General features: G+C 39.1%; 22 protein-coding genes and 1 pseudogene. 19 read left to right on the forward strand and 4 right to left on the reverse strand.

All coding sequences use genetic code 11. From position 1 onward, the window contains the following. Both AC1DVK_RS21100 and AC1DVK_RS21105 read left to right on the forward strand, forming a co-directional pair. Positions 1–273, forward strand: a pseudogene (locus AC1DVK_RS21100) (ribosomal protection-like ABC-F family protein); the annotation flags it as partial. Between the two features lie 234 nt (positions 274–507). Next, positions 508–657, forward strand: a complete 150-nt coding sequence (locus tag AC1DVK_RS21105; protein ID WP_410862226.1) for a SunI/YnzG family protein — start codon at positions 508–510, stop codon at positions 655–657. A gap of 610 nt (positions 658–1,267) precedes the next feature. On the opposite strand, the gene AC1DVK_RS21110 is transcribed toward AC1DVK_RS21105, so the two are convergent. After that, positions 1,268–2,071: a MerR family transcriptional regulator gene (locus AC1DVK_RS21110; RefSeq protein WP_089364960.1), complete on the reverse strand. Its 804-nt coding sequence runs from the start codon at positions 2,069–2,071 to the stop codon at positions 1,268–1,270. 151 nt (positions 2,072–2,222) lie between these two features. Between AC1DVK_RS21110 and AC1DVK_RS21115 the strand changes: the two genes are divergently transcribed. The 8 genes from AC1DVK_RS21115 (at position 2,223) to AC1DVK_RS21150 (ending at position 11,344) form a co-directional block, all read left to right on the forward strand. Next, positions 2,223–3,605: an APC family permease gene (locus AC1DVK_RS21115; protein ID WP_089364959.1), complete on the forward strand. Its 1,383-nt coding sequence runs from the start codon at positions 2,223–2,225 to the stop codon at positions 3,603–3,605. 147 nt (positions 3,606–3,752) lie between these two features. Next, positions 3,753–5,225, forward strand: a complete 1,473-nt coding sequence (locus AC1DVK_RS21120; RefSeq protein ID WP_089364958.1) for an aldehyde dehydrogenase family protein — start codon at positions 3,753–3,755, stop codon at positions 5,223–5,225. Positions 5,226–5,310: 85 nt separating this feature from the next. Next, positions 5,311–6,489 (forward strand): iron-containing alcohol dehydrogenase, encoded by a 1,179-nt coding sequence (locus tag AC1DVK_RS21125; RefSeq protein ID WP_089364957.1) that lies wholly within the window; start codon positions 5,311–5,313, stop codon positions 6,487–6,489. 188 nt (positions 6,490–6,677) lie between these two features. Then, entirely contained in the window at positions 6,678–8,150 is a 1,473-nt protein-coding gene (locus AC1DVK_RS21130; protein ID WP_477627306.1) for an aldehyde dehydrogenase family protein, read from the forward strand. 279 nt (positions 8,151–8,429) lie between these two features. Then, positions 8,430–9,431, forward strand: coding sequence for an agmatinase (gene speB / locus AC1DVK_RS21135; RefSeq protein WP_089364955.1), 1,002 nt, complete (start codon positions 8,430–8,432; stop codon positions 9,429–9,431). A gap of 315 nt (positions 9,432–9,746) precedes the next feature. After that, entirely contained in the window at positions 9,747–9,881 is a 135-nt protein-coding gene (locus AC1DVK_RS21140; RefSeq protein ID WP_410862216.1) for a PTS lactose/cellobiose transporter subunit IIA, read from the forward strand. Between the two features lie 89 nt (positions 9,882–9,970). Continuing rightward, positions 9,971–10,072 carry a PTS lactose/cellobiose transporter subunit IIA gene (locus AC1DVK_RS21145; protein WP_410862214.1) on the forward strand — a complete coding sequence of 34 codons (102 nt, stop codon included), beginning with the start codon at positions 9,971–9,973 and terminating at the stop codon, positions 10,070–10,072. Positions 10,073–10,441: 369 nt separating this feature from the next. After that, on the forward strand, positions 10,442–11,344 hold the full coding sequence (locus AC1DVK_RS21150; RefSeq protein WP_477627307.1) for an aldo/keto reductase: 903 nt from the start codon (positions 10,442–10,444) through the stop codon (positions 11,342–11,344). A gap of 106 nt (positions 11,345–11,450) precedes the next feature. Here the strand turns inward: AC1DVK_RS21150 and AC1DVK_RS21155 are convergent, their stop codons facing one another. Continuing rightward, entirely contained in the window at positions 11,451–11,912 is a 462-nt protein-coding gene (locus AC1DVK_RS21155) for a VOC family protein (RefSeq protein ID WP_477627308.1), read from the reverse strand. Between the two features lie 315 nt (positions 11,913–12,227). Here AC1DVK_RS21155 and AC1DVK_RS21160 point away from each other — a divergent pair, with 315 nt between their 5' ends. The 9 genes from AC1DVK_RS21160 (at position 12,228) to AC1DVK_RS21200 (ending at position 19,663) form a co-directional block, all read left to right on the forward strand. Beyond that, positions 12,228–13,544 (forward strand): MarR family transcriptional regulator, encoded by a 1,317-nt coding sequence (locus AC1DVK_RS21160; protein WP_477627309.1) that lies wholly within the window; start codon positions 12,228–12,230, stop codon positions 13,542–13,544. Positions 13,545–13,695: 151 nt separating this feature from the next. Beyond that, entirely contained in the window at positions 13,696–13,950 is a 255-nt protein-coding gene (locus AC1DVK_RS21165) for a hypothetical protein (protein WP_477627310.1), read from the forward strand. Between the two features lie 50 nt (positions 13,951–14,000). Next, the gene (locus tag AC1DVK_RS21170; RefSeq protein WP_477627311.1) at positions 14,001–14,570 is read left to right on the forward strand and encodes an AbgT family transporter; all 570 of its coding nucleotides are present in this window, start codon (positions 14,001–14,003) and stop codon (positions 14,568–14,570) included. A gap of 19 nt (positions 14,571–14,589) precedes the next feature. Continuing rightward, positions 14,590–15,732: a M20 peptidase aminoacylase family protein gene (locus AC1DVK_RS21175; protein ID WP_477627312.1), complete on the forward strand. Its 1,143-nt coding sequence runs from the start codon at positions 14,590–14,592 to the stop codon at positions 15,730–15,732. Positions 15,733–16,015: 283 nt separating this feature from the next. Further along, complete coding sequence (locus tag AC1DVK_RS21180) at positions 16,016–16,441, forward strand: DMT family transporter (protein WP_061466041.1); 426 nt, start codon at positions 16,016–16,018, stop codon at positions 16,439–16,441. Positions 16,442–16,485: 44 nt separating this feature from the next. After that, positions 16,486–17,184 carry a Crp/Fnr family transcriptional regulator gene (locus AC1DVK_RS21185; protein ID WP_061462669.1) on the forward strand — a complete coding sequence of 233 codons (699 nt, stop codon included), beginning with the start codon at positions 16,486–16,488 and terminating at the stop codon, positions 17,182–17,184. A gap of 31 nt (positions 17,185–17,215) precedes the next feature. Beyond that, positions 17,216–17,668 (forward strand): DMT family transporter, encoded by a 453-nt coding sequence (locus AC1DVK_RS21190; RefSeq protein WP_061462671.1) that lies wholly within the window; start codon positions 17,216–17,218, stop codon positions 17,666–17,668. A 74-nt stretch (positions 17,669–17,742) separates the two neighbouring features. Further along, positions 17,743–18,456, forward strand: coding sequence for a YjjG family noncanonical pyrimidine nucleotidase (locus tag AC1DVK_RS21195; RefSeq protein ID WP_289321233.1), 714 nt, complete (start codon positions 17,743–17,745; stop codon positions 18,454–18,456). Positions 18,457–18,550: 94 nt separating this feature from the next. Beyond that, positions 18,551–19,663, forward strand: coding sequence for a DNA alkylation repair protein (locus AC1DVK_RS21200; RefSeq protein ID WP_289320582.1), 1,113 nt, complete (start codon positions 18,551–18,553; stop codon positions 19,661–19,663). Between the two features lie 344 nt (positions 19,664–20,007). Here the strand turns inward: AC1DVK_RS21200 and AC1DVK_RS21205 are convergent, their stop codons facing one another. Together AC1DVK_RS21205 and AC1DVK_RS21210 are read right to left on the reverse strand one after the other, a co-directional pair. Then, a complete protein-coding gene (locus AC1DVK_RS21205) occupies positions 20,008–20,562 on the reverse strand; it encodes an HPP family protein (RefSeq protein ID WP_125162410.1) in 555 nt (184 codons plus the stop codon). 338 nt (positions 20,563–20,900) lie between these two features. Continuing rightward, positions 20,901–21,485 carry a CGNR zinc finger domain-containing protein gene (locus AC1DVK_RS21210; RefSeq protein ID WP_477627313.1) on the reverse strand — a complete coding sequence of 195 codons (585 nt, stop codon included), beginning with the start codon at positions 21,483–21,485 and terminating at the stop codon, positions 20,901–20,903. Positions 21,486–21,727: the final 242 nt, after the last annotated feature.

The raw sequence follows: 21,727 nt of genomic DNA on the forward strand, positions 1-21,727 counted from the left end.
AGTCATGATAGTTCATTGATCCAATCACTTGCAACGCATGTACTTTCATTCGAGGAWGAACCTCCTAGAGTAAGAAATGTCAACCAGGAATCAACAAAATTGTATAAGGGCATGGATGGCCATCAAGTTAAACAGGATGAACTTCTTATGATTGAAGTGCAAATCATCGATACACTTGGGAAACTGTCCAGGGTTATGAATGAAGAGGAAAAGGAGGAATTGGATAGGGAATATCTTCAACTTTTGAACAAGAAAAAGGAACTTGAAGGTTAAGTGTTAAGTGCAATCATAAAAGGCTCTTCTCCATCGAGAGGGGCCTTTTAATGGATAAAAAAATGTTTATAGTAAAGAATTAATTTCTCAGAACATCRTATGAACATATTCCCTCTATTATCAAGTTAACTTATATGCTTAAAATAGAATTCTATAAAAATGAATTAGTAGTCATTAATGAAAAGTAGATGATAAATGTTAAAATTAACCGGTTGCATTAAGGAGGGACTTATATTGATTGGAATTCAAATTGAAAAAATAAATGAAAATTTGATCATTAAATGGCAGTTTTTCAAAGTGACAATCCCAATCTCGGACATCATGGCAATAACTAACGATGATACCTATGGGGGAGAAGGGAAAAGTGCGATTAGAATATTTTAACTTCTCTTTTAATGAACTTTTTAATTAACTTTAAAGAGCCTTTGTTAGGGTAAGTACAAAGGCTTTTACTTTTTAGCATTAAAAATTAAAAACGACTTTATTACCGAGATGCATTAATCAAACTATTCAAAATATATTGCTTCTGAAGTATACCCTCTTCTCCACTGCTATGGGTGGATTTAGTAACCCATTTGTTCCAATTATATCTTTGGCATCTTTTTTTTCAATCCCTCAGCGAATACGTCTTTTTTTCATTATAGTTTTTTTGAAAGAAAATCTATCAATCTCTCTGCATGTCTATATTCTGTAATGTTTCTTGCTCATAAAAACGTGTTAGATCTTCGTTAGAAATGCAAGTAAAATACCTTCTGCATCCTCTTTTGTCATTCTCTTAGTAATAGTCTTTCTGTGCTAATTTTGGAAACATTTTATCTTCTTCCTTCTTTTTAATAATTAACCATTCTTCTTTAACGGATGAAATATAATCCACATCCTTTTTAGATTAGTGGTATCAGTATGTCAAAGTTTCATAGATTTCTTGCACCAGAACCTCTACTCCTATTTTTTTTGTCTAAACCACACACATAAACATTTGTCCTGCGCAAATAGGTCAGACCTTTTGAACGGGAACTTGAATTTCAAAGGTAACCTCGTTTGGTTTATCTGTGATCGTAATATCAACATGCATAATTTGCAGCGCATCGCCGGTAATTTGATAACCACCTTCATCAAGATAATCCATTATTTTACTCAAGCTTTCACTTCGGTTCCATAATAATTCCCCATTATAACGGATACACGCAAACAACCCAGCCTGAATGATTCTTTGGTGCTGCTTTGGTATTTTTTCTTTATTTTTTGCCACAACAAAAATGACTGATGGTTCTTCAAAACGTTTAGATTTAAGATCTGCTTCCTGGATGAGAATTCCTAGTCTGTTACTGGCCAGAATTGGTGACTTCTCAGCAAGCATATTTTCTAGCCTTATAACTCCATAACAGAGCTCTAAATTATTATTGATTTTTTCATTCAATGTAATTAATTTCCTGGGTCCTATTTTGTGGAACATGACTGTTTGTAGTTCCTTTTCTCTTGATATTTGATCTAAATATTCAATTTTTTTCTGGATATTTTCTTCCAAGTCAGTTAATTCATTTAGCTTTGAAACAAGATCTGCGTGTTTGACTTTAAGAATGTCTAGAGACTTACTGAAATTACGTTCATTGAAATAATCCTTTATTTCGTCCGTACTCATTCCAAGTTGCCGTAATTCTTTAATGGTTCCTAAAACCTCGTACTGGAAAATTGAATAGTAGCGATATCCCGAATGTGAATCGATATATTGCGGCTTGAATAAGTTAATCCGATCATAATGGCGTAAGGTCTCCGTAGTCATCCCTCGTAACTTTGCCATCTCACCGATAGTTAATTTTTCTTTCAGTTTAATCGCCCCCTTAAAAAATATAATACAGGTGTTGACCTTTGTGTTACAACAACCTTTATAATCAAAATACACAATAATTCAAATCTTCTGAGTATTCTTTATAAATGTGGGGGAGCTGATTATGAAACGGAAAAAACTTGCTAGAACACTTACTTTGTCACAGGTTGTTTTTTTAGGGATTGCTTGGAATAACCCCATGGTATTTTTTAATACCTATGGAATAGCTACCGTAACCTCACATGGTGTAATTACGGGTGCGTATAGTATTGCATTTCTAGCAATATTTTTTACAGCGCTCAGCTATGGAAAGATGGCAAAAGCATACCCTATCTCAGGTTCAGCTTATACATTTACTCAAAAATCTATTAATCCTAAAGTTGGGTTTATTGTTGGTTGGACAATTATGCTTGATTATATGTTAACACCTATGGTGACGTGTTTGATGTCCACTGTCTTTTTAAGTGCAGTGTTTCCAGGGATTCCACATTATGTGTGGATTATTCTTTTAACTTCTATCATAGTTGTACCGAGCATTCTAGGGGTAAAGACATCAGCATCTGCAAGTAAAATTTTCGTTATTGCTCAAATCATTTTCGTTAGTCTTTTCTGGATATTAACCGTCAAAAATTTATTAGATGGAGTAGGGACAGGCACTCTTTTCTCGAGTAAACCATTATTCAATTCAGACGTTCCCTTGTCAGTAATCTTAGCAGGATCCTCAATTCTTTGTTTTAGTTTTCTTGGTTTTGACTCACTTACTACCTTGTCAGAGGAAACAATCAATCCTGAAAAAACCATCCCAAGAGCTATTATCATAATGTTGCTGTTAATAGGGGTTTTGTATATTGGTTCTTCCTACTTAGCACAATTGGTCTTTCCGGGTTTTTCATTTGAAAACACTGATTCAGCAGCCATGGAAATCGCTATACTTGTAGGAGGAAACCTATTCAAATCATTATTTATAACTGCGGTAATTATTGGTAACTTTTCTTCAGGAGTTGCTTCAATTACAAGCGCATCACGTGTGTTATATGCAATGGGCCGGGATTCAGTATTGCCTGAAAATCTATTTGGTTATATTCATCCCAAATTTAAAACACCGTCACACGGTATTATCGTGATAGGAATAATTTCTTTACTAGGCGTCGTGTTAACTTTGGAGCAAGTTATCAAGTTTATCAATTTTGGAGGGCTCATTGCTTTTGCATCTGTTAATCTATCTGTCATCGCCCATTATTTTATAAAAAATCAGAAACGATCTTTTAACGATTGCATAAGGTATTTATTTTTACCGTTCATGGGCGCAGTATTTACTATGTGGTTATGGTCACATTTAGAAATAGAGGCATTGATTCTTGGAGGCATTTGGGTGATATGTGGCTTAGCATATCTTCTTTATATGACCAATTTTTTTCGCAAGCCTCTTCCTGAGTTTCATTTTGATGAAGAGATCATTCCTCAAGAGGTAGAAGATGTGAATGAAAAAATTCTTTCCCAAAGGTAGAAGACTTTTAATCCGTTTCTTACACTGAAGTAAGTAAATGTATCTAAAGGAGGTGTAATATTTTGAAAATAAAGAAAAATGAAAGCGCTACCTATTTTTAAAGCGAGATCGTTAAAGTAAGAATAACGAACAGGAGGTTTTTTCAAATTGTTGAAGCTGAAAAAGTTTATAAACGGTGAGTGGATGGATTCTTTGAGTAAAGAAAAGAGTAATGTTGTTAACCCCGCAAACGGTAAGATCATTGCGGAGTCTCCCAACGGAAATGCAGAAGATGCCCGGATGGCCATTGATGCGGCACGAACCGCATTTGATTCCGGCATTTGGTCAGACCTGCCGGCTTTGGAGCGGGCTTCCTATTTATTTAAAATAGCAAAGAAAATTGAAGAACATGCATCTGAGCTTAGCCAATTTGAAACAGCCAATACCGGAAAACCTCTTAAAGAAGCAGAGTTTGACATAGCGGATGCAGCGGATTGTTTTCGTTATTATGCCGGTTTAGTCACTAAACCGGACGGCCAAACGTATCCTGTTTCCGGTCCTGTACAGGCCATGGTTGTTCGAGAGCCGGTAGGGGTATGTGGACTGATCGCTCCGTGGAATTTTCCTTTACTGACTGGAGCTTGGAAAATAGCCCCTGCCCTTGCTGCAGGAAATACGATTGTATTTAAAACATCCGAGGTCACTCCGATTACGACTACTAAATTATTTGAGATTATCGAAGAAGTTGGCATACCGGATGGCGTTGCCAATCTAGTTATGGGTGGTGGTGCAACAGTAGGAAATGAACTAGCGGAAAGCGATAAAGTTGATATGGTTTCGTTTACTGGCAGTACCTCAACGGGCAGAAGCATCATGAAAGCAGCAGCTGGAAATATTAAAAACATTGCCCTCGAATTAGGCGGCAAGTCACCTAACATCGTTTTTGCCGACGCAGACTTTGAGACAGCCGTAGATTATGCTTTATATGGCATTTTTGTCAACGCTGGCCAAATTTGTAATGCAGGATCGCGTTTGCTGCTGGAAGAGAGCATTCACGACAAGTTTATCGATAGACTGTCAGAGAAAGCGAAAAAGATCCGGGTCGGCCCAGGTGATCAACCGTCTACACAAATGGGTGCCCTTGTCAGTGAAGCACATATGAATAAGGTACTCCAATATATTCAACTTGGCATAGAAGAAGGGGCGACATTAGCCTGCGGAGGCAAGCGTATAACAAGCAATGGGCTTGAAATGGGCTATTTTGTTGAGCCGACGATATTTGTTGATACCAAACCGGACATGAGAATTGTTCAGGAAGAAATATTCGGGCCAGTACTTACCGTGCAAAAATTTAAAGATGAAGCGGAAGCCATCCAGCTTGCCAATGATACTCCATACGGCCTCGCAGCAGGTGTATTTTCACAAGACGGTGCGAAGGCTTTAAGAGTGACTAAGAAAATAAGAGCCGGAATTACGTGGATTAATGCTTATAACCTAGCCTACAATGAAGCACCGTGGGGAGGCTACAAACAGAGCGGAATTGGCCGTGGATTAGGAACTTTTGGTTTAGATGAGTTTAGTGAGGTAAAACAAATCAACATTAATTTAGAAGTGGAGCCAACAAAGTGGTTTGATCATTAAAAATGGAGAAGTAGATAAAAAAGAGTAAAAGAGAGCGAGTCACTTACTATTACACTGTTTGAAAAATTGAAAGGGGATATTAATGATGATCTGGGATTTTAATTTCAATCTACCTACATCTATAGAGTTCGGGAACGGAAAAGTTAAAAATATTGGGAAAAGAGCAAAAGAGCTAGGAGGAAAAAAGGCACTTCTTATTACCGATAAAGGACTGGCGCAAACTGGAATTTTACAAAAGGTTACCGATTCGTTAGACCAAGAAAGTGTCAATTATATTGTTTTTGATGAAATTACTCCTAATCCAAAAGATGTAGATTGCCATAGAGCCTATCAACAATTTAAAGACGAGGAAATAGATCTTTTGATAGGTCTTGGCGGCGGAAGTTCGATGGATACAGCAAAAGCAATTGGTACACTTTTAACCCATGGAGGAGAGCTTAGGGATCGTTACGGGTTAAATTTACTAGAGCGAGAAATAACTCCCCTTATTTGTATCCCTACAACTTCTGGTACCGGAAGTGAGGTTACAACAGGTTCTGTCATTACAGATACAGTTACAAAACAGAAAGAGGCTATACTTGACATTAAATTGGCTCCAAAACTAGCAATTTTGGACCCTGAATTAACTCTAACTCTGCCTAAATCTATTACTGCTGCTACCGGAATGGATGCACTTACACATGCTATCGAAGCTTATACCAGCAATATTGCTGAACCCATTTCCGATGCTCTCAGCCTTTATGCAATTGAATTAATTGCTAAGTACCTTCCGTTAGCTGTAGAAAATGGGACCGACTTAGAGGCAAGGAAAAATATGCTTGTAGCCAGTTTAATTGCAGGTATGGCATTTGATAACGCGGATCTTGGTGCTGTACATGCTATGGCTGAACCACTTGGCGGTCTTTATGATACTCCACATGGGGTAGCAAATTCTATCTTTCTTCCTCATGTTTTTGAATTTAATATTCCTTCAAACCTGGAAAAGCATGCAATTGTAGCTGAAAAACTTGGAGCAAATAAAGAAGGGAAAACAATAGAAGAAACTGCCTATGATGGTGTTGTATTGTTAAAAGAGCTTGCACGTAAAATTGGCATTCCTGATTTTCGAGATTTAAGTAATGTCAATCCCGAAGATTTCCCATTCCTCGCTGAAGGGGCATCCGTTCATTTGTGTACACAGGCTAATTCACGAAAAGTGACACCTGCAGATTATTTGGAATTATTTCAAAAGACTTATGAGGCGAAAAACACAACATTAATTTAAAAATTTAACTAGATTAATGTTGATCTAGAATTTTTGAATCGGCGGCCGGCTTGATGGGAGTTTTAATTGGGCGGCCGCCATGGTTTACAGAAAACATTCGTATGCCCACTTGCTGCGGGTACATAATTAGCTATTTATGGATATGAGATTGCTATAAAGTAAGAATAACGAACTGGAGGTTTTTCAAATTGCATAAGTTGAAAATGTTTATAAACGGTGAGTGGATGGATTCTTCAAGTAAACAGAAGAAAAATATTGTAAATCCGGCAAACGGCAAGATCATTGCAGAGGCTCCCAACGGAAATGCAGAAGATGCCAAGATGGCTATTGATGCAGCACGAACCGCATTTGATTCTGGGATTTGGTCGGACTTACCGGCTTCGGAACGGGCTTCCTATTTATATAAAATAGCGGAGAAGATTGAAGAAAATGTATCTGAGCTTAGCCAACTTGAAACAGCCAATACCGGAAAACCTCTTAAAGAGTCAGAGTTTGACATTGCTGACGCAGCGGATTGTTTTCGCTACTATGCCGGTTTAGTCACAAAACCGGATGGCCAAACGTATCCTGTTTCTGGTCCTGTACAGGCTATGGTTGTTCGAGAGCCGGTAGGGGTATGTGGACTGATCGCTCCGTGGAATTTTCCTCTACTGACGGGAGCTTGGAAAATAGCCCCTGCACTTGCTGCAGGAAATGCGGTCGTGTTTAAACCAGCCGGGATAACTCCGGTTACCACTACCAAATTGTTCGAGATTATCAAAGAAGTTGGCATTCCAGATGGCGTTGCCAATCTCGTGATGGGCGGTGGGGGAACCGTAGGAAATGAACTAGCGGAAAGCGATAAAGTCGATATGGTTTCATTCACTGGCAGCACCTCAACGGGGAGAAGCATCATGAAAACAGCTGCTGGAAATATTAAGAACATTGCCCTCGAACTAGGTGGCAAGTCGCCTAACATCGTTTTCGCCGACGCAGACTTTGAGACAGCAGTGGATTATGCTTTATATGGGATTTTTGTAAATGCAGGTCAAGTTTGTAATGCAGGATCGCGTTTGCTGCTTGAAGAGAGCATTCACGACAAGTTTATCGATAGACTGATAGAGAAAGCGAAAAAGATCCAAGTCGGTCCTGGTGATCATCCTTCTACAGAAATGGGTGCCCTTGTCAGTGAAGCACATATGAATRAGGTACTCCAATATATTCAACATGGCATAGAAGAAGGGGCGACATTAGCCTGCGGCGGCAAGCGTATAACAAGCAATGGGCTTGAAAAGGGCTATTTTGTTGAGCCGACAATATTTGTTGATACCAAACCGGACATGAGAATTGTTCAGGAAGAAATATTTGGGCCAGTACTGACTGTACAAAAGTTTAAAGATGAAGCGGAAGCCATCCAGCTTGCTAATGATACCCCATATGGCCTCGCAGCAGGTGTATTTTCCCAAGACGGTGCAAAGGCTTTAAGAGTGATTAAGAAAATAAGAGCCGGAATTACATGGATTAATGCCTATAATTTAGCCTACAATGAAGCCCCGTGGGGAGGCTATAAGCAGAGCGGAATTGGCCGCGGATTAGGAACTTTTGGTTTAGATGAGTTTAGTGAGGTAAAACAAATCAACATTAATTTAGAAGTGGAGCCAACCAAGTGGTTTGATCATTAAAAATGGAGAAGTAAAGATAATTGAGTAAAAGAGAGTGCTTACATCGAGAAATTTTTGACTTTTCTTAATAGAGGAAGCATTTTTTTGAATTACCATTATTTCAAATATTATATCTAAAGATGGCCAGGAACGGAAAGAAACCTGTGTCGGTTCCTGGTAGTCATTATTGACAACACAATTCCGTTTTTTCTAGTTTTATGGGTTGGAATGAAGCTTGCATATATTAGGAGAACATTAGGAGACATTAGGAGAACGTAATACAAGTGGGAGGCAAAGTTCATGTCGAATAATAAAAAACAACATCTTAATTTACCTTTTACCGGAATCTGTACTTTCGGGAAATATCCCGTATGTCCTGATCTAGACCAGTTAGATGCAGATGTAGCTGTCATTGGAGTTCCAAATGATATGGGAACACAATGGAAGTCAGGAGCAAGAATGGGTCCAAGAGGAATTCGTGAAGGCTCTACATTATATAGTTTCGGGTTAGATGGCGCCTATGATATTGAAAATGATATCATGTATCTTGGCCCGAAATGGAAAGTAGTTGATTGCGGCGATGTAGACATGGTACATGGGGATATGATGCAATCCCATGATAATACGGAAGAAGCCATTCGAAAAATCGTTTCAAAAGGTGCAATGCCGGTTGTTTTAGGTGGAGATCATTCCATTACAATACCAGTAGGAAGGGGCTTGGGAGAACTCGGGCCATTTCATGTGATCCAGATTGATGCGCATTTAGACTGGGCAGATCACCGTTCAGGAATGCGGGTTGGACATGGAAGCTGCATCCGCCGCTTATCTGAAATGAATCATGTTCAAAAGATTTTCCAATTGGGCATTCGTGGAATCAGCAGCAGTAAAAAAGAAGATGTCGATGCTTCCAGAGAATACGGAAGTGTCATCTTGTCTCCACGTCAAATGAGAAAGATGGGATTTGAACAGGTGCTGGAACTTATTCCAGCAGGTGAAAAATATTATATTACCATGGACATTGATGGCCTCGATCCATCGATCGCCCCTGCGACAGGCACACCTTCTCCTGGAGGCCTGCTTTATGATGAAGTCAACGAAATACTCCATGGAATTGCAAAAAGAGGAGAAGTAATCGGTTTTGATATGGTAGAAGTAGCTCCTCCTTACGATCATACGGGAATAACTGGACAAGTGGCAGCACGTCTCTCATTAGACTTGCTTAGTTATGTTTTAAAAGAAAAAGAGAAAAACCAGGATACAATCAGCGATCAGCAAGAGCTGAACTTCATAAAAAAGCATTAGTCTATTAAATTTGAAGGCGTTTGCTGATATAAAGTGATTTTCCTTCGTTTTATCATTTCTTAGTTTTCTGAATATGTATAAATAAAGAGTGATACCATAAAAACCACTTATGCAAATAATTTACAGTCGCAAATATTTACAGTGTTTCAAAAAAATATAGCGGATGACGATTGTGTGAGAGTGCAATACACAGCCAACGAAGGATCAAGTTCCAAAAAAAACTTTGAACAAATCTCTCAGGTAAAAGGACAGAGAAGGGAATGTTGCCATTACCCTTTTCTGTCCTTTTTTGCGAACAAAAAAGAGGGTGTTCATATGACGAAAACGAAAGAGGATCTATCTGAATTAACATTTCAATTAATTCTCCATAGCGGAAATGCCCGCAGTTGTGCAATGGAAGCCATCGCATTGCAAAAACAGGGGAAATCAAGCGATGCCCAAGAAAAATAAAAGGAGGCGGAAGATGAGTTTGTTGCTGCACATAAAATCCAAACCGTTTGATTCAACAAGAAGTGTATGGTGAGGTATTCGAAATTCCAATGCTCTTAATCTATGCTCAAGATCACTTGATTACTTCCATGACAACAAAAGATTTAGCGATAGAAATCGTTGAATTACACAAGAAAACTTCAAAGAACTAACTAAGCATTTTTGATATTTCATGCTAGCTAGATGGAAATGAATTCTTGATTATTCGATTAGGAGGTTGCTACGGCAGCCTTTTTCTTATGGATCTAACGTGGGATTCTGCATCCACAAGGGGGCGATATATAACTTATCTAAAGTTCATGAACCTAACTTTCTAAAAATGTGGCATGTGAGGGTCACTCAAGATTAGGATTCTTCGAAATTTTAAATTATACTAAGATTCATTGCAGTAGCCAAGGATACTAGCACAGAATTAACCAATATGTTATGAAGGGTAATAAGGAAAGAAACCGCAACATAGGTAAGCCATGACAAACACCTAATTAGCAAGCCCAATCATGATATAAAAGGGGAGAAACAACATGCAAAGAGTCAATCTAACTGAAGATCTAAGTCTTTCACGCATTGTTCACGGTATGTGGAGATTGGCAGATTGGAAATTTTCCACCGAAGAAATCCTATCTCTTATTGAACATGGAATGGATCGGGGGGTCACTACATATGATCACGCTGATATATATGGTAGCTACACATGTGAGGAGATTTTTGGGAACGCCCTTTCATTAAAGCCATCTTTACGCGAAAAAATGGAGATCGTTACGAAATGTGGCATAGTCATACAATCAGAAAACCGCCCTTCTCATAAAAGTCACCATTATAACACTAATAAAACCCACATTATAAAGTCTGTTGAACAATCCCTTATGAATCTTAAAACGGATTATATTGATTTATTACTTATCCATCGTCCTGATCCCCTGATGGACCCGTCGGAAACGGCTGAGGCGTTTAATCAATTAAAAGAATCAGGAAAGGTCCGTAACTTTGGGGTATCGAACTTCAAAAAACCGCAATGGGATATGCTTCAAGCGTACCTTGAATATCCTCTAGTAACAAATCAACTGGAACTTTCTGCATACAATCTTGAAAACTTCGAAGACGGAACCATTAACTTATGTCAGGAAATGGGCGTGGCTCCTATGGCATGGTCACCACTCGCAGGAGGTAGCATCTTTGAGGAATCAAACGAAAAGGCTGTCCGCTTAAGAAAAACGTTAGAAATCGTAAAAGAAGAAATCGGTGCTAATGGAATAGATGAGGTTATGTATGCATGGCTGTTGAGACATCCTGCAAAAATCATTCCGATCGTTGGTTCCGGTAAGAAAGAACGACTGGATAGTGCCATTGATTCACTAAATCTAAGCATGAAAAAAGAACAATGGTTTAACATTTTAACTAGCTCGATGGGGCATGATATCCCGTAATGCATTTGTACCTTTGAACAAGAATCCTTCCCCAGAAGCAATGGGACACCCAGATGGGGGTCCCATTCTTAAATTGCAAAAATAACAACTGGAATCATCTCCCCATTTAAATTGGGAATCGTTTATACCAATCTTCTAATGACATCTCTCCAAAACTTCCCTCAAAGTGCAGCCTTAATGGAGCAATCAATTCAAGTACATTTCCGTCTGGATCATCAAAATAAATGGCCGCATGGGCTTGCGGGTTATTATCGAGAACCAAAGGCTGCTGTCCTTCAGTAAAATTAAAGAAAGGCCGAATGTCAATTCCTCTATTTTTCAGCCAATCTTTCGCCGATGGCATGTCACCTATATCAATTTGTAATGCCACATGACGGATGGAAGGATGATAGGGAATTTCCACTTGGTTCGTTTTCCAAAGACCAAGCCAACTTTTCCCTTTCTCAAGCCAGAAGAAAACGACCCTCTCGCTTTGATAGGCAAGTTCTAAATCAAGTTTGCGGTAAAAATCAATCGACCTTTGCATATCTGATACTGGTAAATGCGCTTCATAGAGACCTTTGATCATCTTGAACTCCTCCCAGAAAAAACGTTTTGTCAGTGATTTAGTAACTTTAAATGTGAAACTAAAAGCTGGTAATTAGAAATTAAAACCGGATAAATTCCATGGGAACGTAATACAACATGATTCTCAATTCCCTATTAATAAGATACTATAAATAACAAATATGGGCGATGTTGGCTTGTTGTAAGGTGACATTTCCGAAATTTGATGATGAAACAGGCTTAAACTTAGATGCAGGATTTTGGTGAATATTTGTAGTTACTAATACGATTCTACCGTTATAATAAAAATAAAATTTCATTTTCGAGGTGAAGCAACATGAAAATCGGTGTAATAGGCTCAAAGTATTTTTTGGAATCCTTATCTGTCCACTTTCCTTTGTTTCCTGAGGTACAATTCATTTCCTTTCAATATGATCTGCCGGAAGAAACCAATCTATTAATAGAAGATGCCGGTAAACAAACCGATCTAGTATTGTTTTCGGGTTCCATCCCTTTTTATTATGGATACGAACAAGTTAAAAGAAATTTAATAGAAGCTATATATGTCCCTTTTGATGAATTGACAGTTGCGCTTTCGTTGTTATCTATTTCTCATACGGAAAAGGTTACCATAAATGAAATCTCAATCGATTTACCGGATAAAAACCGGTTAATGAAGGTATTGGAAGAATCGGAAGTCGTAGTAAAATCCCTTTATGTGAAGGATTACCCGTGGGTTTACAAAAGGGAAGAAGGCACCCAGAAACTAAATATTGCCGAATTCATTCAATTCCATAGCAACAGGCATAAAGAAGGAAAAACCCATTTCGCACTAACGAGCATTCATGCTGTTTATCAGGAACTTCAAAGGCTATCCATTCCTTCCAGATTTATGGTTCAGCCCAAACATACCTTAATAGAAAGTCTTACAGGAGCTATATCTTTGTTGAAACTGAGGAAAACGGAAGAATCACAGATTGCTGTCATTTCCATTCAAGATTATCAACAAAAGCTTAATGAAAGTGGTCTATTTTTAAATTTTTTACAGAAATTGAGTAAGAGATTACAGGCTCGTGTTTCTCTTGAATATTTTAATCCACATTTGATTTATACTACACGCGGAGCATTACAGGCATTTGAATCAGATATTTATGATGAAATCATCGGACAAATGGAACAAGAATTTAAAACCCTCTTCCAAATTGGCATTGGATATGGATATACGATTCAAGAGGCGGAAAAACATTCGGCACAAGCATTATTTTTTACCGATAAATTCCTAAAAAGAAAAACGGTAGCATGCTTGGTGGATGAAGATCAAAAACTTCAGGGACCATTATTTGAAGGGAATCACCAAGTGGAATTGAAAAATGAAGATGAAACCATTCAAATACTGGCCAGAGAACTAAAAATGAGTGCGAAAAATATAAAATTGATTCATCGGTTTATTTCGATAAATCATTTTCGGGCTTTTTCAGCAGCAGAGCTAGAGGAATACATGAGTTGTACCAGACGATCGGCAGAAAGATTCGTTAAAAGACTTACTGAATGCGGCTGTCTCAGCAAAATTGGAGAGGAACATCCATATGGGCAAGGAAGACCTCGGAACTTATATGTACCAGCGGAGAAATTCAAGAAACTTACCGAAAATTAAATTTTCAGACTTTACAGGAAAAGGAGATTGGTATATATTGTTTTTATTAACGACATATAGCGACAGTGAAGAGGGAGGTTTGTTTTGCTTATTGAACGTTGTGAAATTCATGCCACAAATTTGCCATTAAAAGAGCCATTTGTCATTTCCTATGAAAACATACAAGCGTATGCCCTCTGTTATCGTAAAATTAATAGCCGATAACGGGCTGGTGGGATATGGGGAGGCAGTGCCTGATGAACATGTAACTGGGGAAGCGTTTTATTCGACCATCAGCGGAAATCCCTCGGCAAAAGCGGCCATTGATATAGCTTGCTATGACCTGATGGGGAAGTACACCAAATTGCCGATTTATGATTTATTAGTGGGAAGTTCCATGAATCCCTCTCTTTCGCTAAGGTTTTAAGTATAGACGATGACCTTTGGGCTGGCTTTTAACATTTATGGTGTGTTCAAATGGATTGGTTTTTAACCGAGCATACCGCTTCTTTTTTGATTATGGGCATCGTTAGCGGGCTAGTAGGGGGTCTTCAGCTTGGGCAAATTTTCGATTCATTTATCGGTGGGGCCAAAGCAGTAACATTTGGGGCTTTGATCGTCGGTTTTGCAAGGGCTATAACAGTAGTGCTGGAAGAAGGGAAAATCATAGATTCATTGGTCTTCATGGCGGCGTCCGGGATAAGCCACTTACCGCGAACGTTGAATGTGGTAGGCATGTTCTTCACTCAAGCAATCCTGAATTTATTCATTTCTTCGGGTAGCGGACAGGCTGCCGCAACAATGCCGATCATGGTTCACATTACGGATATATTGGGTTTGGAAAGACAGCTTGCCGTTCTTGCCTTCCAATATGGGGATTCGGTTACGAATTCCATCATTCCAACGTCATCAGCGTTGATGGGATATTTGGCCATCGCTGGGATTCCATATGAGCGATGGGTAAATTTAATTTGGAAATTAGTTTTCGGGTGGACTTTGATTGCTTGCATTGCACTCATGGTTGCAGTGGCCCTTGGTATTTCCTGAGAGAATAAGGAGTGGTTTGATGAAGGACTTATTGAATGAAATAAAACCTCAAGTTTTGGAGATTTTCCACCATCTTCATGAGAATCCTGAAGTGAGCTGGAATGAATATGAGACTACATCTTATATTTCAAGGGTCCTCAAACAAAACGATCTTAAAGTGACCAGTTTTGTGGATATCCCTGGAATCGTGGGGACATGGTATCCAGAGGAAGGGCGAAATAAGTTAACGGTCGGATTGAGGGCTGATATGGATGCTCTCCTTCAGGAGGTTGATGGGACAATACGTGCCAACCACTCATGTGGGCATGATGCTCACATGACGATTGTATTGGGTGTGTTGTTGTTATTAAGAAAAATGAAGGCAATTCTTCCAGGTACGTTAAAGTTTATTTTTCAGCCTGCCGAAGAAGTTGGTGAGGGTGCTTTAAAGATGATTGAAAAACAGGTATTGGATGATGTTGACTTTCTCTTTGGTCTTCATTTGCGCCCCATTCATGAGATTAAGCATGGACAAGCTGCTTCAGGCATCATTCACGGGTCAGCCGATACAGTGTTTGGTGAGATTCACGGATTTGATGGTCATGGTGCCAGGCCTCATTTGACTTTAAACGCCATTGAAGTGATCAGTTCCATCGTTGAACAGCTTAAAGGAATACGGCTAAACCCGCAATTATCTTATTCAGTCAAAATGACACAGGTTTCCGCAGGAGGGGAAAATGCAAATATTATACCTGGGTCCTCCAAGTTCAGTCTTGACTTACGCGCCCAAACGAATGAAGCGATGGACGAATTGATCGAGAAGGTGGACGATGTTTTGAAGAAAATGTCCATCTTCCATCAATGTCAAATTACCTTCAAGCACAAAGAAAGAGTTTATGCCGCATCCATTGATCAAGAAGCGGAACGATTGATGGGGAAGGCAATAGAAAAAACTTTGGGGGCTAAAGGGCTCGTTAAGCCCATCATCACTCCCGGCGGTGAGGATTTTCATTTTTATACAAAGGAAAGACCTGCAATTAAAGCCACGATGCTGGGTGTTGGCTGCAATTTAGAGCCAGGGTTGCACCATCCCAACATGGTATTCAATCAGGAAGCCATTTTCACTGGTATTGAGATATTAACCAGAGCAGTCATTGAAATTTTTTATAAGTATAACAAATAAAAAGGTACCACTTAATTTTTAGCCGGCTAAATTCTCCGAAAATGATTGCTAGGAATTAGACTTATTTTGTCTTTAATTATTCAAGTTAATGGTAAACAAGCGAGGCCACTAATTGATTAGTGGCCTTTGCTTGTTAAAGATTGGTCTTGGCAGAGAATTTTTTGTTATTTCCCCCAAAAAATCTTCCATTCCAACGATGAACCTGGAGTCGAACAGCGGGACATATGTCCTTTCCGGAATCTTATATCTGTTATTAAATAATGGAAAGAAGGGGGGAGAAACAGTGAAAGGGATTTTCTTTTCATTTTTAGGCGGAGCTTTTCTAACGTTGCAGGGTGTAGCCAATTCCCAGATTAGCCGGGACCTTAGCACGTGGCAAGTCGCAACAATCACACAATTCACTGGTTTCATCATCGCCGGGTTAATTTTAATAACGATGCGTAAAGGGGATTCTCTTGAATTAAAAAAAGTTAAACCTTTGTATTTGTCGGGTGGAACCTTTGCAGCGGTGATTATTTTCAGTAATATTTCGGCTTATAAACAGATCGGAGTGACGTTTTCGGTGTCAGCTCTATTGCTGGCTCAGCTAAGTCTTAGCTTTTTCATAGATAGCAAGGGATGGTTTGGGGTAACGAAACAGAAGATGCAACTGCCACAGTTCATTGGGCTTGGCTTGATGATGGCAGGAATCATTTTATTAGCGGTATAATTGTAAGGATAATAAGTAATAGGCAGGAAGTGAAACTTTATCAGATGAAAGAAATAATGGATTCGGAAAAACTCAATCACTATTTGAAGACACATCAGTTGGAAAACATTTTTAATGGAGCCTTGATGCCCTATTTATCTCTATACCGGGTTAATCCTGGTGAATGCATTTGCTCCCAAGGCGATTGCGTGAATTATTTGTACGTGCTGGTTAAGGGGAAAGTTAAAGTGTCTACGACATCAGTTGAAGGCAAGAATCTGATTTTGTCATTCAAGACCCCTCTTGAAGTAATTGGAGATATTGAATACATACAGGGAATCGATATCATTAATACTGTTGAAGCGGTATCGGATGTCTATGTTATCGGCATACAGCACCAATGGTTAAAAAAGTATGCCGAAGATCAACCGGCCTTCCTGCAATTTTTACTAAGGGTCATCACCCAGAAGTTTTATGTAAAGTCCAAGTCACTTAGTTTCAATTTAATGCATCCAGTTGAAGTAAGGCTTGCAAGTTACCTCCTATCTGTTTCGTTCGATGAAACAAGTGCCCAAATTAATGGAAGGCTGAATACAGAGAGCTTGAAGGATACTGCAAACTTTATTGGGACAAGTTACAGGCACTTGAATCGAGTCATCCTACAGCTTTGTAGGGACGGTTTGATTGATCGATCCGATGGGTTCATCCAAGTTAAGGACTGGGAAGGGTTAAAGGCACTGTCCAGCCATAATATCTATGAGTAGATAGTTTATATGATTTGAAGGAGGCGTTACGATGTTGCTCGGATTAAGTTGGGCAATACTCGCGGGTTCAATGGTCAGTTTACAAAACGTTTTCAATAGTAAAGTAAATGAACATGTCAATCCATGGTCAACGACGACACTTGTATTAGGTTTGGGCTTTCTTGCTTCGTTTTTATGCGGGTTCGCATTTGAGGGAATGGAACTTTTTCAACTGCATAATATGAAGCCCTGGTATTGGTTCAGCGGGTTGGTTGGCATAGGTGTGGTCATTTGTGTGACACAGGGAGTTAAGCTGCTGGGACCTACCTTCGCCATTTCAATCGTGATGGCGGCACAGCTTGTATTTGCTCTGGCTTGGGATTCTACAGGTTTGTTGGGGCTGGAGAAGGTTCCCTTCACATTCAAGCAGTTGGCGGGTATCCTGATTATCATTGCCGGGATGATAATATTCAAAATAGGCGGGAAAAGGAAAACGGCCTCTTGAAATGACCTAGAAAGACTATGTTATGATCAGGAGTTAATCAAAGTTGGATGGAAACATTGAATGGGGCGATACATATGAACAGGTACAAAGCTTTATTTTTTGATATAGATGATACACTTTTAGATTTTAGGATGGCTGAAAGTGATGCACTGCGCTTACTTCTCAAGGAGCAACAAATGTTGTATACACAGCAAGCGGAGGCGCACTATAAAATGATCAACCAAAACCTGTGGAAGTCATTTGAAAAGGGGGAAATATCGCGGAATGAGGTAATCAATACGCGATTTTCAACTTTTTTTAAAGAATATGGCCGGGTGGTTGACGGGGTTGCACTGGAGAAAACCTATCGTAGTTATTTGGAACAAGGGCACCAGGAAGTTAATGGGGCACATGAATTGGTTGCGATTTTAGAACTGCACCACGATTTATATATTGTGTCAAATGGGGTTTCCAGGACCCAGGATAAACGCTTGCGAGATTCAGGCTTGGATGTTTATTTTAAACAAGTTTTCATTTCAGAGGATACTGGATATCAAAAGCCTATGAAAGAATTCTTCGATTACGTATTTGCCTGTATTCCTGATTTTAAACCGGAACAAGGATTGATAATCGGGGACTCATTAAGTGCAGACATAAGAGGCGGCCAACTTGCCGGCATGGATACCTGCTGGTTTAATCCTGAACGGAAGCAAAATGAAACGGGAATTGAGCCAACCTACGAAATCCAGCAGCTTAGTGATTTATATTCCATAATCAACAAAGCCCGTTACTTGGGTAATAAAAGCTAGTTGCTATATCATTGTATTTTGCGATCAGTACATATACGATAAAGGAATGGCTTACAAAAGCAAAATATATACCTGAAGAAAGGAAGTGAAATAAATGGCTGAGCCCTTAAAGGATATATATAATGAAACTTTTATTCGTGAATTCGGTGAAAAAGTAAAGGGTGTCCATCCGTCTTTCTCTACTGAATCGTTTGTAGAGGAAGTGATTGATGAGGATTGGGACGAGAGGAAGTTAAAAGAACGAATTAGACATATTTCGATTACCCTTGGAAAGCATCTTTCTAGTGATTATGAAAAGGCATTGGATATATTGTATCGACTTGATAAGGATTGTGAAGGTTTTCGATATTTATTTTTCCCGGATTTTGTAGAGGTGCATGGATTGAATAAGAAAGATTGGCCGTTATCGCTTGATGCCTTGGAGCGGTTTACTTCAAAATCATCATCCGAATTTGCAGTACGTGCCTTTATCTTGTTTGATTCCGTTCAAATGATGGCGAAGATGAAGGAATGGACAAAACATGAGGATGAGCATGTCCGCAGGCTGGCAAGTGAAGGATGCAGGCCTAGGTTACCTTGGGGGCAATCTTTACCGATGTTCAAATCAGATCCGACACCAGTCTTGGAATTACTTGAGAACCTGAAAGACGATTCATCCCTCTATGTTCGCAAAAGTGTGGCCAATAACTTGAATGATATTGCCAAAGATCATCCTAAAACCGTAATAGAAACTGCAAAGCGCTGGTATGAAAGCGGAGACCCCAACACGATTTGGATTGTCCGACGGGGATGCAGGACCCTAGTTCGCCAAGCGGATCCAGAAGTCCTTTCATTATTTGGATACGCGGATGTATTGAATAATCCTAATATTATTTCAAGCGCTTTTATTAGAAATGAACCAGACTCGATTTTTATTGGCGAAACCAGTGAACTTCATTTCGGCTTTCTAGTGCAAGAAAAGAATCCAGTGAAACTTCGCATTGAGTACGCCATCGATTTTGTAAAAGCCAATCAGAAAAATTCTCGTAAAATTTTCCTTTTGGCAGATAGGGATTTCTCAGGTAGTGAAGGAGTTGAAAGAGTGAGGGTTCACAATTGGAAGGATTTAACTACGCGTCGTCATTACTCGGGAATCCATCGAATCTCCCTTCTCGTAAACGGAGTAGAAGTTGCAGAAACGCGTGTAAAACTAAACGCTGAAAATTAATTGTTTATTGATAATTTCGAATGAACAGAACTGTTGTTAACGATAGGGTTTTAATACTTCTATTTTAAAATATTAAAGACTGTAGGCAAAAGGAGTTCTATCTAACTGTTAAAACAAAATTGATTGAAACGGGTGTGCGAGTCTCCTGCGGAAAGCGAGTGCCTTACGTTCCACGCAACGGTCAAATTTTAAAAACTTAAAAAAACTGGTCTACAGTCTGAGAGGAGCACACTAGCTCCTCTTTTTGTTATTTAGATATAAGTGCAGATTATTCATTTTTCTCCGATTTTGAATACACTTCGTTAAATCGTTATCGCATTAAAAGGCTTATATTTCTATTTACATCATATCCAAAAAGTTGGATAGCTCCGATTGCTGCGCAAATTATTAATTAACAATGCCAGGAAAACGATTATCACAGCACCAGTTAAAACAGGCGTAAATAAATAACTCCAGCTATACTGGCCAAGCATAATTACAAGCGGATCTGCACCAGCTGGTGGGTGCGTCGTTTTTGTCAGCATCATCACCGCAATGGCTAATCCGACAGCCAAGCCGATCGCCCAAGGCTCGTCGCCAAAAAAATGATAAGAAGCTAAACCTACGAATGTTGAAACAAAATGGCCGCCAATAATATTCCGTGGCTGTGATAACGGCACGTTCCACAGACCGAACGCCAGTACACAGCTGGCACCAAAAGGAGCCATTAACCACACTGCTGATGTTATTTTTGTTAAAAGAATTAAAGCGAATATCGTTAAAAATCCCCCAATCAGTCCGGTTATTGCGTCCTTTACATTTATCTGTAAAGGGCTTCTTCCTTTTCCCTTCATCTTCGATAAATAACGAATATGAAAAAAGCGTTTTTCTTTATGCCTTGCTATTGATATACGGTCCAATATTACCTCTCCTTTTTTATATATTAGACTTTACATGAATTAAACTAACCTGTCAAAATCATTTTTAGGGGTTATTTTAATGATTCATAAAAAAACCAACTTATATAATAAGTTGGAAATACTGTAGCCAAAGGGGTTTTATCTAAAAGTTAAAACAAAGTTGATTGGATCGGGTGTGCGAGACTTCTGCGGGAAAAGCGCGTCCAGGGGAGACCCCGCAGGCGCAAAGGCGCCGAGGGCGGATCGCCCGCGGAAAGCGAGTGCCTGGAGAGGTAATCAACGTTCAAAATGTACCAACCCTAAAAAATGTAGACAAACTTATATAATAAGTTAGCTCTTCATTGATCATCAGATTTCCGGTGTTGAAATCGGGCTACCTTTTTTCTATTCCCGCATATTTTCATTGAACACCACTTGCGTCTTCCGCTTTCGTCGATAAATAACAGGACGCAATCATCATTCGAGCATCGCTTTAGTGATGACAGCTTATTTTCTTCGATTAATGTTAATGTGTCGAAAGCAATATAAGATAGCAGGATATCTTCCGCTTCTCCAACAGGTATGGGAACCAGTTTTTGATCCATTAATTTATAAGTGAAAGGTGATTTTTCGATTTTATATTCTAAAAAGGCGATAAACTCATCAGGAACCATATTCCCATCTGCTATTGACTCAAATTGTTTTCTTAAAATCGAACGCATTTCTAGAACGCCTACAAATACTTGTTGAATTCTCCCTTTAATGTTTAATGATAGCGGATTATCCCAATATGAGTTTTTCCCTTTTATTACAGTAAGCCAGTCCAGCACATCCCGTTCTGAAAGTAATAAGTCTTGCCGTTGACCACGACTGACTAGTTCTGTGTTCACTAAATCCAGAGAAAGATTACCTGTTATAAGTGGAAATTTATTAGTTTCGGACATAAGTTCATCTCCCTGTTAAAATCTAACCATTAGAATGTTAATTGAGAGGTTATATCATCATTATACCCTATTTATGATTTTTTCAGCTAGTTATCCATGTTAGGAATCCTTGGTTTCTTGAGAGATTGTTGATAGATACGGCGATAACATGAATCGTGTAATCAAACATCCATATTAGCAATAACAGAATAGTAATGAAAGTGCATGATAATCAATCCCTTTAAAGTGAGGGAAAAAGTTCT

It is taken from the genome of Peribacillus sp. P4_B1, from assembly GCF_056402395.1.